Annotated in this window: 14 protein-coding genes; 12 read left to right on the plus strand and 2 right to left on the minus strand. The window is 70.5% G+C overall.

What is annotated here, in order from left to right; translation table 11 throughout:
- Nucleotides 1-254 precede the first annotated feature (254 nt).
- Entirely contained in the window at nt 255-3,002 is a 2,748-nt protein-coding gene (gene ppdK / locus ACFQUZ_RS06500; protein ID WP_377438860.1) for a pyruvate, phosphate dikinase, read from the plus strand.
- A gap of 138 nt (nt 3,003-3,140) precedes the next feature.
- Here ppdK and ACFQUZ_RS06505 read toward each other — a convergent pair whose 3' ends face one another.
- Nucleotides 3,141-3,677, minus strand: a complete 537-nt coding sequence (locus ACFQUZ_RS06505) for a roadblock/LC7 domain-containing protein (protein WP_377438863.1) — start codon at nt 3,675-3,677, stop codon at nt 3,141-3,143.
- Nucleotides 3,678-3,917: 240 nt separating this feature from the next.
- On the opposite strand from ACFQUZ_RS06505, the gene ACFQUZ_RS06510 reads away from it, so the two are divergent.
- The 8 genes from ACFQUZ_RS06510 to ACFQUZ_RS06545 all read left to right on the plus strand — a co-directional run bounded on the left by ACFQUZ_RS06510 (nt 3,918) and on the right by ACFQUZ_RS06545 (nt 11,831).
- The gene (locus tag ACFQUZ_RS06510) at nt 3,918-4,280 is read left to right on the plus strand and encodes a VOC family protein (RefSeq protein ID WP_377438865.1); all 363 of its coding nucleotides are present in this window, start codon (nt 3,918-3,920) and stop codon (nt 4,278-4,280) included.
- A gap of 39 nt (nt 4,281-4,319) precedes the next feature.
- The gene (locus ACFQUZ_RS06515) at nt 4,320-5,567 is read left to right on the plus strand and encodes a deoxyguanosinetriphosphate triphosphohydrolase (RefSeq protein WP_377438868.1); all 1,248 of its coding nucleotides are present in this window, start codon (nt 4,320-4,322) and stop codon (nt 5,565-5,567) included.
- Nucleotides 5,568-5,706: 139 nt separating this feature from the next.
- Complete coding sequence (locus ACFQUZ_RS06520; protein ID WP_377438871.1) at nt 5,707-7,059, plus strand: tachylectin-related carbohydrate-binding protein; 1,353 nt, start codon at nt 5,707-5,709, stop codon at nt 7,057-7,059.
- Nucleotides 7,060-7,153: 94 nt separating this feature from the next.
- A complete protein-coding gene (locus ACFQUZ_RS06525; RefSeq protein WP_377439424.1) occupies nt 7,154-8,401 on the plus strand; it encodes a M23 family metallopeptidase in 1,248 nt (415 codons plus the stop codon).
- A 123-nt stretch (nt 8,402-8,524) separates the two neighbouring features.
- The gene (locus ACFQUZ_RS06530) at nt 8,525-9,382 is read left to right on the plus strand and encodes a siderophore-interacting protein (RefSeq protein ID WP_377438874.1); all 858 of its coding nucleotides are present in this window, start codon (nt 8,525-8,527) and stop codon (nt 9,380-9,382) included.
- 133 nt (nt 9,383-9,515) lie between these two features.
- The gene (locus ACFQUZ_RS06535; protein ID WP_377438877.1) at nt 9,516-10,148 is read left to right on the plus strand and encodes a universal stress protein; all 633 of its coding nucleotides are present in this window, start codon (nt 9,516-9,518) and stop codon (nt 10,146-10,148) included.
- On the plus strand, nt 10,145-11,299 hold the full coding sequence (locus ACFQUZ_RS06540) for an AI-2E family transporter (RefSeq protein ID WP_377438880.1): 1,155 nt from the start codon (nt 10,145-10,147) through the stop codon (nt 11,297-11,299). Before ACFQUZ_RS06535 ends, ACFQUZ_RS06540 begins: the two co-directional genes overlap by 4 nt.
- A gap of 88 nt (nt 11,300-11,387) precedes the next feature.
- The gene (locus tag ACFQUZ_RS06545) at nt 11,388-11,831 is read left to right on the plus strand and encodes a hypothetical protein (protein WP_377438882.1); all 444 of its coding nucleotides are present in this window, start codon (nt 11,388-11,390) and stop codon (nt 11,829-11,831) included.
- 233 nt (nt 11,832-12,064) lie between these two features.
- On the opposite strand, the gene argS is transcribed toward ACFQUZ_RS06545, so the two are convergent.
- Complete coding sequence (gene argS, locus ACFQUZ_RS06550) at nt 12,065-13,837, minus strand: arginine--tRNA ligase (protein WP_377438884.1); 1,773 nt, start codon at nt 13,835-13,837, stop codon at nt 12,065-12,067.
- 505 nt (nt 13,838-14,342) lie between these two features.
- On the opposite strand from argS, the gene ACFQUZ_RS06555 reads away from it, so the two are divergent.
- Genes ACFQUZ_RS06555 through ACFQUZ_RS06565 form a run of 3 tightly spaced genes read left to right on the plus strand, consistent with a single transcriptional unit; the run spans nt 14,343 to nt 16,433 of the window.
- Complete coding sequence (locus ACFQUZ_RS06555; RefSeq protein ID WP_377438887.1) at nt 14,343-15,323, plus strand: ABC transporter ATP-binding protein; 981 nt, start codon at nt 14,343-14,345, stop codon at nt 15,321-15,323.
- Nucleotides 15,320-16,168 (plus strand): ABC transporter permease, encoded by an 849-nt coding sequence (locus ACFQUZ_RS06560; RefSeq protein ID WP_377438889.1) that lies wholly within the window; start codon nt 15,320-15,322, stop codon nt 16,166-16,168. Before ACFQUZ_RS06555 ends, ACFQUZ_RS06560 begins: the two co-directional genes overlap by 4 nt.
- A 13-nt stretch (nt 16,169-16,181) precedes the next feature.
- A complete protein-coding gene (locus tag ACFQUZ_RS06565; RefSeq protein ID WP_377438891.1) occupies nt 16,182-16,433 on the plus strand; it encodes a helix-turn-helix transcriptional regulator in 252 nt (83 codons plus the stop codon).
- The last annotated feature ends 33 nt before the right edge of the window (nt 16,434-16,466 follow it).

Consider the following 16,466-nt stretch of genomic DNA (forward strand, 5'->3'; position numbering starts at 1 on the left):
GGGGAGGAGGGGGCGGGAGGGGACGGGGGAGGGTGCGCGGTCGTGCGCGGAAGTGCGGTTCCGCGTGCTCTGTTGGGCGCGTTCGGTGGTGGTCGTTGTGCATATTGTCACCGGATGCTGCTCGGGTATTGGCCGTTCGCTTAGCCTTCGCCCACCAACGGCCCATGGTTGCTCTGGTGCGCCATGGCCATGCCGGGGTAAGAACAACGAACTAAACCTTCGTTCAGTGGCGAACGGCGCGCGGGAGGCTCACGGTGGCATCGCAGAACACGGCGGCACGGAAGTACGTCTACGACTTCGCCGAGGGCAACAAGGGCATGAAGGACCTGCTGGGTGGCAAGGGCGCCAATCTGGCGGAGATGACGAACCTCGGACTGCCGGTGCCACCCGGGTTCACCATCACCACCGAGGCGTGCCAGGCATACCTGGCGACCGGGGACACCCCGGACGGCCTGGCCGAGGAGATCGGCCGTCACCTCGACGCGCTGGAGAGCGCGATGGGCAAGCGGTTGGGCGACCCGGACGACCCGCTGCTGGTCTCGGTGCGGTCCGGGGCGAAGTTCTCCATGCCCGGCATGATGGAGACCGTCCTGAACGTGGGGCTCAACGACGCCAGCGTGCACGGCCTGGCCAGGCAGGCCAGTGCCGGCGGTGACGGAGCCGACGACCAGGGTGGGGAACGGTTCGCCTGGGACTCCTACCGCCGGCTTATCCAGATGTTCGGCAAGACCGTCTGTGACGTGCCGGGCGAGGAGTTCGAGCACGCCCTCGACGGCGCCAAGCGAGCCAAGGGCACCATTGACGACCTCGACCTGGACGCCAACGACCTGCGGATGCTTGTCGACGCGTACAAAACGATCTTCGTGAAGCACACCGGACGCGAGTTCCCCCAGTCCCCGCGCGAGCAGCTCGACCTGGCCGTCAACGCGGTTTTCCAGTCGTGGAACGCGGAGCGGGCGGTGCTCTACCGCAGGCAGGAGCGGATCCCGGCCGACCTCGGCACCGCCGTCAACGTCGTGGCGATGGTGTTCGGCAACCTTGGCCCGGACTCCGGCACCGGCGTCGCGTTCACCCGCGACCCGGCCAGCGGCGCCCAGGGCATCTACGGCGACTACCTGGCCAACGCCCAGGGTGAGGACGTGGTCGCCGGCATTCGCAACACGGTGCCGCTGCAGGACCTGGAGCGCCTCGACAAGACCTCGTACGACCAGCTGATCGACATCATGGCCCGGCTCGAGGGGCACTACAAGGACCTGTGTGACATCGAGTTCACCATCGAGCGCGGCAAGCTGTGGATGCTGCAGACCCGGGTCGGCAAGCGCACGGCCGGCGCCGCCTTCGTCATCGCCACGCAACTCGTCGACGAGGGGCTGATCGACCTGGACGAGGCGTTGACGCGGGTCAACGGGGTGCAGTTGAGCCAGCTCATGTTCCCCCGCTTCGGGAACAGCTCGGACGCCGAACGGCTGACCCGGGGCATGAACGCCTCCCCGGGTGCCGCCGTCGGCCGCGCCGTCTTCGATTCGTACACGGCGGTGAAGTGGTCCCGGTCCGGGGAGAAGGTGATCCTGGTCCGCCGGGAGACCAACCCCGACGACCTGGACGGCATGATCGCCGCCCAGGGCATCCTCACCTCGCGCGGCGGCAAGACCTCGCACGCCGCCGTGGTGGCGCGGGGCATGGGTAAGACCTGTGTCTGCGGCGCCGAGGAACTCGATGTGGACACCAAGGCCCGCCGGTTCACGGCGCCCGGCGGGGTGGTCATCGAGGAGGGCGACGTCATCTCCATCGACGGCACCACCGGTGTCGTCTACCGCGGCGAGGTGCCGGTCGTCCCGTCGCCGGTGGTGGAATACTTCGAGGGCCGACTGGAGCCGACCGACGAGGGCGCCGACGAGCTGGTCCGGGCCGTCCATCGGATCATGTCGCACGCTGACGAGGCGCGCCGGATGGCGGTACGGGCCAACGCGGACACCCCCGAGGACGCGGAGCGGGCCCGCCGGTTCGGCGCCCAGGGGATCGGGTTGTGCCGTACCGAGCACATGTTCCTCGGTGAGCGGCGGCAGTTCGTGGAGCGGCTCATCCTCGCTGACTCCGACGAGGAGCGGGAGCAGGCGTTGGCGGCACTGCTGCCGTTGCAGCGGGAGGACTTCCTCGGCATCTTCACCGCGATGGACGGGCTGCCGGTGACGGTCCGGCTGCTCGACCCGCCGCTGCACGAGTTCCTGCCCGACATCACCGAGCTGTCCGTCCGGGTAGCGGTGGCTGAGGCGCGCGGTGAGCGGCACGAGAACGAGCTGCGGCTGCTCCAGGCGGTACACCGGCTGCACGAGCAGAACCCGATGCTGGGGCTGCGCGGCGTGCGGCTCGGCATCGTCGTACCCGGGTTGTTCGCCATGCAGGTACGGGCGATCATCGAGGCGGCGGCCGAGCGGCGCAAGGCCGGCGGTGACCCGCGGGTCGAGATCATGATTCCGCTGGTGGACGCCGTGCAGGAGCTGGAACTGGTGCGCGAGGAGGCGGAGCGGGTCGTCCGGGAGGTCTGTGACCGCGAGGACATCGACGTGCCATACCTGATCGGGACGATGATCGAGCTGCCCCGGGCGGCGCTGACCGCGGGCCAGATCGCCGAGGCCGCCGAGTTCTTCTCCTTCGGCACCAACGACCTGACCCAGACCACCTGGGGCTTCTCCCGGGACGACGTGGAGGCCGCGTTCTTCTCCGCGTACCTGGAGCGGGGCATCTTCGGGGTGTCGCCGTTCGAGCAGCTGGACCGCGACGGCGTGGGCCGGCTGGTGCGGATCGCCAGCGAGGAGGGCCGCGCCGCCCGGCCGGATCTCAAGCTGGGTATCTGTGGTGAGCACGGTGGTGACCCCGACTCGGTGCACTTCTTCCACGAGGTGGGGCTGGACTACGTCTCCTGCTCGCCGTTCCGCGTTCCGGTGGCGCGGCTGGAGGCTGGTCGGGCGTCCGTCCAGACCACCGGCTCCGACAGCCGCTGATCACCGCCGCGTCCGGACCGACCGCCGCTGATCACCGCCCGGGTACGGGCGGACCGCTGACGGTCCGCCCGCACCGGGGCGGATGGCTGAGGCCGCTGCGGGGTGGCCTGGCGGCGCGGGCGTGGATGGCTGAGGCCGCTACGGGTGACCCGGGGGGCGGCGACGATCGTCGTGACCGTTGCGGGAGCCCGTCATCGGACTGCGCAGGCTCAGCGGGGGCCGTGGCTCGGGCGTCGGGCGGGACGCCGGCGCCAGCCTGCCCGGAGCGGTCATGCCCGGTGCCGTCGCGCCGGGCGCCGGCGGCCACAGCGAGTCGACCAGGTCACCGAGGCGGTGCGCCGCCGCTCGGGCATCCGGGTGCAGCCGGGACAGGTCGGTGTCGGCGGGGGTGATGACGGCGAGCAGCGCCTGCCAGCCGGCGGGATAGCAGACGACATGTCCCTCGGAGCCGTGCACCGTGAACTCGCGCAACCGGCCATGCCCGACGGTGTCGGCGAACCGGCCGGCCAGTCCGGCCCCGGCCGCGGCCATCGCCGCGACGTGTTCCGGGTTGACGCTCACCAGGTCGCTCGCGATGTGCAGGCCGTCAACGCCGGCAAGCACACATCCGGAAACCTCGGATCGGCGCCGGCGCAGCAGGTGCAGCTCGCCACGGAGGGTGGCTTCGGCATCCACGGGGTCTCTCCTCTGGGTGATGGGAGGCCGTCGCGGAATCGCGCTCCGACCCGACCGTGACGTTCCGCTTCCGCGAAGCTACACCCGGCCCCCGGGGACAGTGATCCCCAGTCGGTCGGCGATCGGACAGCAACTCCCGTCTGATCGGGGGTTGCGATCACCGCCCCGCGCGGCAGTTCCGCACGGCGTAACCTGAGCGTCACGCGCACGCCCCCGTTGCGCGCGAAGGAGGTACCCGCGGTGGGCAGTCTGTGGGAGAACCTGGTGATCGACGCCCGGGATCCTGCCCGGTTGGCGCGGTGGTGGGCCGAGGCGCTGAGGTACCAGGTGGTTGCCGACGAGCCGGACGAAGTGGAGATCCGGCGAGCCCCGGAGACACTGCCCGCCCTGATCTTCGTGCCGGTGCGGGATGAGAAGTCCGTGAAGAACCGACTGCACATCTGCCTGCGCCCGGACGACCAGGAGGCCGAGGTCGAGCGGTTGGTGGACATGGGCGCCCGGCACGTCGACGTGGGACAGCCGCCCGACGCGACCTGGACCGTGCTCGCCGACCCGGAGGGCAACGAGTTCTGCGTTCTCCAGGCGCGCGGGAACACCGGCTGACCCGGCGTGGTGACACCGGCCCCCGGCTACGCTCGGCCGGTGACAGCCACGCCCGACAGGTCCGACGACGACGCCGAGCGGTGGGTGACCGAGCAGCCGAAGGACACCGGGTCCGGACGGAGCCCGTACCAGCGCGATCGCGGTCGGGTGCTGCACTCCGCCGCGTTCCGGCGCCTGGCCGCGAAGACCCAGGTGCACACCGCCGGCACCGACGACTTCCTGCGTACCCGGCTGACCCATTCCCTGGAGGTCGCGCAGATCGCCCGCGAGATGGGCCAGCGGCTGGGGTGTGATCCCGACGTGGTCGATGTCGCCGGCCTGGCGCACGACCTCGGCCACCCGCCGTTCGGCCACAACGGCGAGCAGGCGCTGGACGATGTTGCCGCTTCTTGCGGCGGATTCGAGGGCAACGCCCAGACGCTGCGGGTGCTGACCCGGCTCGAGGCCAAGGTGTACGGCCCGGACGGTCGCTCGGCCGGACTGAACCTCACCCGCGCCGCGCTGGACGCGGTCGGTAAGTACCCGTGGCCGCGCCGCCCGGGGGAGCGGAAATTCGGCGTGTACGCCGATGACGACCCGGTGTTCGACTGGCTGCGTCGGGGCGCCCCGGACGGCGTCCGCAGCCTGGAGGCGCAGGTGATGGATTGGGCCGATGACGTTGCGTACTCGGTGCACGACGTCGAGGACGGCGTACACGGTGGATACCTGGCCCTGGCGGCGCTGCCGCAGGACGCGGACGAGCGGGCGGCGCTCTGCGCCGACGTGGCCGCCGCCTACTCGGCCGAACCGGTCGACTACCTGGCGGCGGTGCTTGTGGAACTGGTGGTCGACCCGGTGCTCGCGCCGCTGGCCGGGTATGACGGCAGCCACCGCGCGCAGGCTGCCGTGAAGGCCGCCACAAGTGTTCTGGTCGGACGGTTCGTCTCGGCCGCCGTCCAGGCCACCGAGGACCGCTTCGGGCCGGGACCACACCGCCGCTACGCGGCCGACCTGGTGGTCCCCCGGCGGGTACGCGCCGAGTGCGCGTTGCTTAAGGGAATCGCCCTGCGGTACGTGATGCGCCGCCCCGGAGCGCGGGACCGGTACGCCCGGCAGCGCGAGATCCTCGTCGACCTGGTCCACGATCTGGCATCGCGGGCGCCCGAGGCGCTGGACCCGGTGTTCGCGCCGCTGTGGCGGGCCGCCCCGGACGACGCCGCCCGGCTGCGCGTGGTGGTCGACCAGGTGGCGTCGCTTACCGATCCCGCCGCCGTCGCCTGGCACCGCCGGCTGTCCGGGGCGAGCTGACCCGGCCGTCCGGCTCAACGGCTGTGCCGGGCGTTCGTCGGCACCGCTGTTGAGCTGGTATAGAGGCCGAATTTCAGATTTCGTCAAGGGCTGACCCCAAGGCTGATCCGAACCGCAACCTCTGAGATCCGGAGATGCCATGAAACGATTGGTCCCCGCCGGCGTAAACGCCGTGCTGGCCCTGCTCGCCATCTCGGCGTCGTTGGTCGCCACACCGGCTGCCGCGAAGCCGGCCGACTCCACCACCTCCCCATCGACCACAGCCGGCGGGGACTCGCCGACCGGCGGTGTCACGGCCGCCTATGCCACGGCCGCATGCGTGGGCGGTGGGCCCACCACCCAGGACACCTCGCTGGCGAGCTATCTCAACACGAAGCTCAGTGGCACGTTGGACGGATACATGACCGCATACCGGGTCTCCTGCGCTCGCAAGGTGGTGCAGGCCGTGCAGGCGCGCGGACTTGACCAGCGGGCGGCGGTCATCGCGGTCACCACGACGATCGTCGAGTCGACCATTCAGAACGTCGCCGAGGAGGTGGACCACGACAGCCTGGGCCTGTTCCAGCAACGGGCGTCATGGGGCAGTCGGTCGCAGCGGCTCGACCCGACCTGGGCGACCAACGCCTTCCTCAACAAGATGGTCAGCATCTATCCGAACAACTCCTGGCTGTCCAAGCCCATCGGCGAGGTGTGTCAGGCCGTGCAGGTCTCCGCGTATCCGGACCGGTACCAGGGTCAGGCGGCCGACGCGAAGATCATCGTCGAGGCCATCTGGCCTCCGGTGGCGTCGGTGTACGGGGCGTTGTCGGACGGCCGGTTGACGTACTCGTCCGTCGAGGGTGACTCCGGGCGGCGGTTGAAGACGGTGACGTCGACGGCGAAGTTGGGGTTCACGCCGGTGGCGATGGCGACGTTGAACTTCAACACGATCCTGTTCACGTCGTCGGCGGGTGACCTGTACCGGGTGGATGTGATCACGAATAACACGAGCCTGTCGTACAACGCTCCCGTGAAGATCAAGTCGGGTGGTTGGACGCACACCAATCTGAGTTTTGATGGTGCGGGGAATCTGTACGGGTTGAATTCGGCGGGTCATCTGTTGCGTTATGACGTGACCGCGGCGAAGCCGGCGGCGGGCAATGTGGTGAACGGTACGGACATCGGTGGCGGGTTCGTGTTGAAGACGTTCACGACGGCCGGGCCGGACTGGATTCTGGCGACGGCGGCGGATGGTCGGTTGTTGTCGTACAAGATCAATGGGGTGGGTAGCTGGTCGCCGGGTGAGTTGAAGTCGAGCACCTGGCAGGGCATGACCCACCTGATGTCGCCGGGTGCCGGGATCTACTACGGCCGGACCAGCAACGGCGCGCTGCACCGCTACCTCGACCGCGACCCGTACGACCGCAGCGGCGCCGACCTGTATGGACAGGGCACGGTCGACGACTCCGGCTGGACCCAGACCCTGCTCTCCGCCCACCTCTCCGGCAGGTGAGGTCGTGACCATCATCCCCGCGGCACGGTCCGCACGGCATCAGGAGATCATCATCACCCCATCGACCCGAGTCCGGCGCGCCCTGCCGACCGTGCTGACCGCCCTGGCCCTCGCCGCCACCGGCACGATCACCATTGAGGTGGCCAACCCCGCCGAAGCCCACGCCGCCGGCGCGCGGCCCGGATTCCAACTTCCCTTCCCGTGCGGCGAGTCATGGCGGCTGTCCACCTATCCCGGACACGACAACTACGACGTCGACATGATCGCCACGAGCGGCACGACGGCGGGGCGCTCGATCCTCGCGGCGGACGCCGGCACCGTGTCGTTCGCTGGCTGGAGCGACGGCGGCGGATGGTACGTCAAGCTCAACCACGGCGGCGGCTGGGAGTCGCTCTACCTGCACATGGTGTCGGCACCGGTGGTTTCCACCGGGCAGTCGGTCAGCCAGGGCCAGTTGCTCGGCAAGGTCGGCAGCACCGGTAACTCCAGCGGCCCGCACCTGCACCACGAGCAGCGACGGGACGGCACCAAGGTGGAGACCTACTACAACGGCGTCCGGTCCGAGATCACCACCGACGGCTACCCGTCCGGTGAACCGCAGTCGCCCCCGGTCGTCGCGGTGAGCGCCAACTGCGGCAACGTCTCGGTGTACGGGACGTTGTCAGACGGCCGGTTGACGTACTCGGCCATCGAGTCGGGGACCGGCCGGCGGTTGAAGACGGTGACGTCGACGGCGAAGTTGGGGTTCACGCCGGTGGCGATGGCGACGTTGAACTTCAACACGATCCTGTTCACGTCGTCGGCGGGTGACCTGTACCGGGTGGATGTGATCACGAATAACACGAGCCTGTCGTACAACGCTCCCGTGAAGATCAAGTCGGGTGGTTGGACGCACACCAATCTGAGTTTTGATGGTGCGGGGAATCTGTACGGGTTGAATTCGGCGGGTCATCTGTTGCGTTATGACGTGACCGCGGCGAAGCCGGCGGCGGGCAATGTGGTGAACGGTACGGACATCGGTGGCGGGTTCGTGTTGAAGACGTTCACGACGGCCGGGCCGGACTGGATTCTGGCGACGGCGGCGGATGGTCGGTTGTTGTCGTACAAGATCAATGGGGTGGGTAGCTGGTCGCCGGGTGAGTTGAAGTCGAGCACCTGGCAGGGCATGACCCACCTGCTCTCGCCGGGTGCCGGGACAATCTTCGGCCGCACCGGCAACGGTGCGCTGCACCGGTACGGCGACCGTAACCCGTACGACCGTAGTGGCGATGACCTGTTCGGGCTCGGCACGGTCGACGACTCCGGCTGGACCCAGACCCTGCTCTCCGCCCAGCCCTTCTGAGGCAAGCGCCGACCGGCTGGGGCCGGTGCCCACCATCCCGGTCCGGTGGGCACCGGCCCCGCTCCGTTGTGCCGTCGGGCGGTATCGGCCGACCGCTCTCGGAGTTAGGCTAGCCTTAGTGGCATGACGGATCGGCCGAAGAAGGTCACCACCGCGCGGGTGCTGCGCACCGAGTGGATCACGCCACACACCATCCGTGTCGTGCTCGGCGGGGACGGCGTGGCCGGGCTTCCGGTCGGTGATTTCACCGACCACTACGTGAAGCTGCTGTTCCCCCGGACGGGGGTGCGTTATCCCGAGCCGTTCGACCTCGCGGCGGTGCATCGGGAGCTGCCCCGCGAGCAGTGGCCGCGGTTGCGGGCCTACACCGTGCGCGCCTGGGACCCGGCGGCCGGCGAGCTGGCCATCGACGTGGTGCACCACGGCGACGAGGGGGTGGCCGGACCGTGGGCGGCGGCCGCGCGCCCGGGCGACGCCGTGCTGTTCCTCGGCCCCGGCGGCGCGTACGCCCCGGATCCGGCTGCGGACTGGCACCTGTTCGTCGGGGACGAGAGCGCCCTGCCGGCCATCGCCGCGTCCGTCGAGCGACTCCCGGCCGGCGTTACGGCGTACGTGTTCGCCGAAGTGGCCGGGCCGGCGGAGGAGCAGCCGCTGCACTCGGTCGCCGAGGTCGAGATCCGCTGGCTGCATCGCGAGGACCGGCCCGTCGGCGAGCGGTTGCTGGCGGCGGTGCGCGCCTGGGAGTTCCCGGCCGGTGACGTGCACGCGTTCGTGCACGGCGAGGCGACGTTCGTGCGGGAGTTCCGCCGGTTGCTCCGGGTGGAGCGGGGCGTGCCGCGGGCGCGACTGTCGATCTCCGGGTACTGGCGGATCGGGGTGGACGACGAGGGCTGGCGGGCATCGAAGCAGGCGTGGAACCGGCAGGTGGAGGACGAGGAGTTGGCAGTTCTCGGTTCGTCGCCGACACCGGCGGACGGATAGGGGCCGCCGTCCGTTGTGCCGTCCGACGGACGTGACATCCGAGGAAAAACTACATAATCCTCACTTTGTTTCCTGGGTGCCCCTATAAATAGCCTATGGGTGACTGCGCGCGGCGGCGTCGGAGTGACCGGCGGTGACCGTCCGGTACGTCATCCTCGTCTTCCTGGTCTGGTTCGTCGTCGGCCTGGTGACCGCGGCCGTCTTCGTCACCCGTGGCGGCCATCGCAGCGGGTACTGGTACCTGCTGGGCGGCCTGCTCGGTCCGTTGTTCGTACCCATCGCCGTGAGCCGCGGCGCGGTCCGCACCGGGCAGGTCGAGGTGCGGTCCCGGCCGGGGGACTCCGCGACATCCCGCGAGGGGCTAAAGGTGTTGGTGGGCCTGGACGGCTCCGCCGACTCGGACCGGGCCCTGCGGGCGGTCGCCAACGCCCTGGCCGGCACCACGAGCCTGCTCGTCCTGGCCACCGTGATCGACGAGGACCTGGTCGGACCGGACGCCGAGGCGGAACGGCAGCGAGCCCGGAGCATGCTGGACGCCCGGGTCGCGCGACTGCCCGCGGGACTCCCGGAGCCGGTGACCGAGATCCTCACAGGCCCCCCGGTCGAGGCGCTCCTGGCCGCCGCCGACAGTCGCGACGTGGATCTCCTGGTGGTCGGCCGGCACGGACACGGGCTGCGGGAGCGGCTGCTGGGCGGCGTGGCGGAGAAACTGGCGTACCAGTCGTCCCGGGCGGTCCTGCTGGGTAGCCTGCCGGACCGGCGATGACCAGCCACCGGCCCGGGCCGGCCGGACCCGACGCATCCGGGCGCGGGCGGTACCGGCCGGCCCGTCGGCGGTGGCCACCGGTTGGCTCCCGCAGCGCCTGGCAGGCCGTCCCGTGGCGGTTGCGGGTGGCCGCCCTGTACAGCCTCTGCTTGGTGGTGGTGGTCGCGGCCGGATACCTGCTCGGCAGGATGCTGGTCGCGGTGGCCGCACTGTCGGTGGCCGTGGCGGCGGCGTTCCTGCTGGCGGCCCTCCTCCACCCGGTGAACCGGCTGCTACGCCGGATCCGGCTGCCCCGCAGCCTCGCCGCGCTCGGCAGCGTGCTGACGATGGTGGCGGTTCTGGCCGGAGCGGCCGCGATGGTGACCACCCAGGTGGCCACCCAGTTCGCGGACCTGGGCCAGACGCTCACCAGTGGACTCCGGGATGTGCGGGGGGCGGTCCTGGCCAGCCCCCTGCCGATCGACGAGCGGCGGTTGGACGCGGTCGTCCAGGCGGCCCGGCGGTACGTCACCGACGCCGATCCCGAGGCCACCGCGCGCGGCACGATCGAAGGGCTCGGTGGCGCCCTGCTCGCCGTGGTCCTGCTGTTCTTCCTGCTCAAGGACGGGGACCGGATGTGGACCTGGTTTCTCCGGTTGTTCTCCGAGCGGACCCGAAGCACCGTCGCCGAGGCCGGCGAGGTGGGCTGGTCGACGGTCAGCCGGTACATCGTGGGTCAGGTCCTCGTCGCGGCCGTCGACGCCGTGGGCATCGGCATCGCCCTGCTGGTGATCGGGGTGCCGCTGGTGGGACCGCTGGCCTTGCTGACCTTCCTCGGCGGGTTCGTTCCCATCGTTGGAGCCACCGTCGCGGGCGTCGCCGCGGCACTGGTGGCGCTTGTCGCCAACGGACCCACCGACGCGCTGCTGGTGATCGCCGCGGTGATCGCGGTCCAGCAGCTCGAAGGAAACCTGCTGGAACCGTTGATCGTCGGCCGGGCGCTGCGGTTGCATCCCGCGCCCGTGCTGCTCGCGGTCACCGCCGGCACGCTTACCGCCGGCATCGTCGGTGCGGTGGTCGCGGTCCCGACGATGGCGGTGCTGTACCGGTCGGGAATGGTCCTGCTCGGCGACCGTCCCGGTCGCCGCCGCGCGTCGAGCGGGGCGGCCTGATCGGCCAGGTGGGGTGGCCTGTCCGCCCAGGTTTTCGCACCGGGGAGCCGGGTAGTCACCCGACTCCCAACGGAAGAGGTCCGCGCCGATGAGACACGGAGCGAACGCGGTCGCGACCGGGGTGGTCCGCGGCGCGACCGCCGCCATGGCCATGTCCGGGCTCCGTCAGGCCACCACGGCGCTCGACCTCGTGGCCCGGGTGCCGCCGGAGTCGGTGCTGCGCAAGACGGCACCACACGTGCTGAGCGCGGTGCCGGTCGGCCGACGGGACGCGCTGATCGAGGGGATCCATTGGAGCTACGGCGCCGCCGGCGGCGTGTTGTTCGGGCTGCTGCCCCGGGACCTGCGCCGTCGGGCATGGGCCGGACCCGCCTTCGGCACGGCGTTCTGGCTGGGGTTCGAGCTGGTCATCAAGCCCGTGCTGGGCATCGCCACGAACCAGGGCGGGATGAGCCAGAAGCTCGCCCTCGCCGCCGACCACCTGCTGTACGGGATGATGGTGGGCGCCTCCGAATGGCCGTACCGGGACTGACCCGGATGCCGGAGACGACCACGACACCTTTCGACCCATCGACTCGTACGCCTTCCTGTCGGACACTCACCCGGCGGCGCTGATCGGGCCCGACGGCGCGGTGGAGTGCGCCGATTCACCCACCTGGCCTGATCGAGGCGGCGCTGAACCTGGACGCTGTGACCGGTCCCGTCGGCCGGACCGGCGCGGGACGGCGCGGCGGGTAGCTGGCCGGGGGGGCCGTCCAACCCCGACTACAACTCGTCGGGGGCGGCTATGCCGAGCAGCCCCAGTCCGGTGCGCAGCACGTCACCGGTCAGCTCACTGACGGCGAGCCGGTACGCGCGAACCTCGGGCGTCGCGGACAGCACCGGGCAGTTTTCCCAGAACCTGCTGTACTCCTGTGCCACCGTGTACAGGTAGCCGCACAGCCGGTGCGGTTCGGCGGTCGTCGCCGCCTCGTCGAGCGCGTCGGCGAACCCGTCGAGGGTCAGTGCCAACCGCCGCTCCGGTCCGGTGAGTGCCGACTCCGGCGACTCGCCGCCGCCCAGCGGCTGGTCGCTGCTGGCCGAGTCCTGGGCGCGGCGTAGCAGGGACCGGATCCGGGCGTGCGCGTACTGGAGGTAGACCCCGGTGTTGCCGCTGAGCGCGAGCATCCGGTCCAGGTCGAACACGTAGTCCCGGACCCGGTTGGTGGACAGGTCGGCGTACTTGACCGCGCCGATACCCACCTGCCGGGCCCGCTCGTCGAGCACGGCCGCGGGCAGGTCCGGATACCGCTGCGTCATCGCCTCCCGGGCCCGGTCGACCGCGGCGTCGAGCAGGTCGGCCAGCCGTACGGCGTCGCCGGACCGGGTCTTCAACGGTCGACCGTCCACGCCGAGGACGGTGCCGAAGACCAGGTGTTCGGCGGCGACAGTCGTCGGCAACCATCCGGCCCGCCGCGCGGTGTCGAAGACCATCCGGAAGTGCAGCGCCTGCCGGGCGTCGGTCAGGTACAGGATCCGGTCGGCCCGCAGGGCGGTGACCCGGTGCCGTAGGGCCGCGAGGTCGGTCGCCGGGTAGCCGTAGCCGCCGTCGCTCTTGCGCACGATCAGCGGTACGGGCGATCCGTCCGGGCCGCGTACGTCGTCGAAGAAGACGCAGAGCGCGCCGGCGCTGATTCGGGCCACTCCGGCGTTCTCCAGTTCGGCGGCGATCCCCGGCAGGAGGTCGTTGTACCGGCTCTCTCCAGCGATGTCGGCGTCGGTGAGCTGGACACCGAGCCGGTCGTAGACTTCGGTGAAGTACCGGGTGGACTCGGCGACGAGGGTGCGCCAGGCGGCGACGGTGGGCGGATCGCCGGCCTGGAGTGCGACCACCCGATGCCGGGAGCGCTCGGCGAACGCGGCGTCGGTGTCGAACCTGGTCCGGGCATCGCGGTACTGGCGGGTCAGCCATCGCATCGCCGCGGTGCCGGACCCGGCCGTGCTGGACCCGGCGCGTTCGGCGCCGCCGTCCGGCTCCTCGACCAGGTGCTGGATCAACATGCCGAACTGGGTGCCCCAGTCACCGATGTGGTTCTGCCGGAGGACCGTGCCCCCGAGGAAGTCCAGGATCCGGCTCAACGCGTCACCGATGACGGTGGACCGCAGGTGCCCGACGTGCATCTCCTTCGCCACGCCCGGCGACGAGTAGTCGAGAACGGTTCGGACCTCCCGTTGTGTCGTGCCGGCGCCCAGTCGCGGGTCGGTGCGCAACTGGGTGATCCGCCGGCGCAGGGCGGCGTCGGTGAGCGTGATGTTGAGGAAGCCGGGGCCGGCGGGTTGGCAGGCCGCGATCGTGTCGTCCGGTTCGACCGCGCCGGCCACGGTCGTTGCGAGGGTCCGGGGCGATCCGTGCGTCCGGGCGAGTCCGAGTAGTCCGTCGGCTTGCAGGTCGGCGCGGTCGGATCGGCGCACCTGCGGGTCGAATCCGGCGAGATCCGGTGACACCAGCCGGCCGGCCGCGATGACCCGGTCGGCGACGATGGAACGCAGCGTACGCATAAAAATCCTCTGTGGACAGTGGTGGGAACGGTCGACGTCACGTCGCCTGTCGGTGTGCCCCGGGCGAGGCGGACGGGTGTGCCGGTGTGGAGAGTGCGGAGACGGCAGCGGTGTGCGCCGGTGTCGGCTGGGCAGAAACGTCAGCACGACGCCGTCACCGAAGGCCATCGTGGTGCGGCGACCTTCCGGTAACGGAAGTGCCTCGCCTACCCGGCGGCCTGGATCATCGTCGTCGGAGCGAGCGGCGTCGGTCGAGGGTGCTCGTCACGTTCCGACTCACCGCCTTCGCGCCGCGGGACCGCGGTTCCGCGGCCCGTCGTGCCCGGAAGCCTAGCAGGGCGGTACGCCTCGGATCGGTTCGCGAGCACGCGGGTTGTTGCTGTCGGAGCGATGGCAGCGGCGACAACCCCGCATGCTTGCCCGCCGAAGGAGGGAACCCAGACTGCAGGGATGTAGTAGAAGTGCTACATTTCGCGGTATGAGTAGTGCAGTAAGGGGGAGAGCTGTGACAGTTGTGGAGGAGTCCGGTCCCGCGCGGGCGACGTCCCCACCGGGTGACGACGTCGTCATCGACGTCCGGGACCTGCGGATGCGGTACGGCACGACGGACGTGCTCGACGGCGTCACGTTCACCGCCCAACGGGGCGAGGTGATCGCCCTGCTCGGTCCCAACGGGGCCGGCAAGACGACCACCATCGAGGTCCTGGAGGGCTTCCGGATGCGGTCGGCCGGCGAGGTGACGGTGCTCGGCGCCGACCCCGGCCGGGCCGACGAGCGGTGGCGGGCCCGGGTCGGCGTCGTCCTCCAGTCGTGGCGCGACCACGGCAGGTGGCGGGTCCAGGACCTGCTGACCCATCTCGGCTCGTTCTACACCGCGTACTCGACGGACCGGATCCGCCGCCCGTGGCCGGTTGACGACCTGCTCGCCGCCGTCGGGCTGACCGAGCACGGCGGCAAGCGGGTGAACACCCTCTCCGGTGGGCAACGCCGGCGGTTGGACGTGGCGGTCGGCATCGTCGGCCGCCCGGAGCTGCTCTTCCTCGACGAGCCGACGGTCGGGTTCGACCCGGCCGTGCGGCGCGAGTTCCACGACCTGGTGCACCGGCTGGCCGACCTGGACGACACCACCATTCTGCTCACCACACACGACCTGGACGAGGCGGAGAAGCTGGCCGACCGGATCCTCATCCTGACCAGCGGACGGATCATCGCCGACGGGTCCGCCGACGAACTGTCCCGCCGGGTGGCCGGCGAGGCCGAAGTCCGCTGGACGCACGACGGCGACCGGTTCGTGCACGCCACCGCCGACGCCACCCGGTTCGTTCGGGACCTGTTCCGGCAGCACGGCGACGCCATCGGTGACCTTGAGGTACGCCGGGCCAGCCTGGAGGACACCTACATGGCGATGGTCTACGAGCAGGAGTCCGGCAGCACCGACCGTCGGACCGGTGCCGCCGTCCGCGCGTTCGAGGAGGCGGGTCGATGAATCCCACCGCTCTGGCGGTCCGGGCCGGCGTCCACCGCGGCTGGATCGAGCTGCGCAACATCTTCGCCAGCCCGGCGGAGTTGTGGAACTACCTGTTCCCCACGGTGATCGTACTGATCACCATCTTCTTCATGCGCGGGTCCACGGTGCCCGGCACGGACTTCTCCCTCGGCGCCCGGACGCTGCCCAGCGCGCTCGGGATGGGGCTGACCTTCGGTGGCATGCTCGGACTCGCCCAGCAACTCGTGGCCGACCGGGAGGACGGCACGCTGTTGCGCGCCAAGGCCACTCCGAACGGCATGCAGGGGTACCTGATCGGTAAGATCATCATGATCTCGGCGGCGACCGTGTTCGCCATGGCCATGCAGCTGAGCCCGGCCCTGTTCTTCCTCGACGGGCTCGACCTCGGCCCGGCGGCCTGGCTCACCCTGACCTGGGTGACGGTGGTCGGGCTGCTGGCCATGCTGCCGCTCGGTGCGGTCTTCGGGTCGCTCGTCGAGAATCCGCGCAACATGGGCCTGGTGGTGCTGCCGATCTTCGGCCTCGTCGCGCTCTCCGGGATCTTCTACCCGATCAACACCTTTCCCGGCTGGCTACAGGGCGTCGCGCAGGTGTTCCCGCTCTACTGGCTAGGGTTGGGCATGCGCTCGGCCCTGCTGCCGGACGCCATGGCGGCCGTGGAGATCGGTGGCTCGTGGCGACACCCGGAGACCCTCGGGGTCCTCACCGGTTGGGCCGTGCTCGGCCTGGCGTTGGCGCCGGTCGTGCTGCGCCGGATGGCCCGCCGGGAAGCCGGCTCCCGGGTCGCCGCCCGGCGGGAGAAGGCCATGCAGCGGTGGGGATGAGAGGCGTTCGTCGATGAGTGAGACGGTCCACAACCGGATCGCCATGCTGCGCGCCGAACGCGGCGTCTCCCGGCGGCAACTCGCCGACGCGTTGAACGTGCACTACCAGACCGTCGGCTACCTGGAACGCGGCGAGTTCCGGCCGAGCCTGCACCTGGCGTTGCGGATCGCCGCCTACTTCGACGTACCGGTCGAAGTGGTGTTCTCGCTGGAGCCGTTTCCGCGCCTGGGCGACGCCGCGTCCGCCGACGGCCGGACGGCCTGACCGCGACGCCGGACCTCGGGACGGAGCAGCAAC

The sequence above is a fragment of the Plantactinospora sp. GCM10030261 genome, assembly GCF_042666615.1.
Lineage (GTDB): Bacteria > Actinomycetota > Actinomycetes > Mycobacteriales > Micromonosporaceae > KBS50.

Bases quoted from the DNA above. Each gene is read 5' to 3' on its own strand.
- ACFQUZ_RS06565 (WP_377438891.1), top strand. From the start codon at position 16,182: ATGAGTGAGACGGTCCACAACCGGATCGCCATGCTGCGCGCCGAACGC.
- ACFQUZ_RS06540 (WP_377438880.1), top strand. From the start codon at position 10,145: ATGACCAGCCACCGGCCCGGGCCGGCCGGACCCGACGCATCCGGGCGC.
- ACFQUZ_RS06530 (WP_377438874.1), top strand. From the start codon at position 8,525: ATGACGGATCGGCCGAAGAAGGTCACCACCGCGCGGGTGCTGCGCACC.
- ACFQUZ_RS06520 (WP_377438871.1), top strand. From the start codon at position 5,707: ATGAAACGATTGGTCCCCGCCGGCGTAAACGCCGTGCTGGCCCTGCTC.
- ACFQUZ_RS06560 (WP_377438889.1), top strand. From the start codon at position 15,320: ATGAATCCCACCGCTCTGGCGGTCCGGGCCGGCGTCCACCGCGGCTGG.
- argS (WP_377438884.1), bottom strand. From the start codon at position 13,837: ATGCGTACGCTGCGTTCCATCGTCGCCGACCGGGTCATCGCGGCCGGC.
- ACFQUZ_RS06545 (WP_377438882.1), top strand. From the start codon at position 11,388: ATGAGACACGGAGCGAACGCGGTCGCGACCGGGGTGGTCCGCGGCGCG.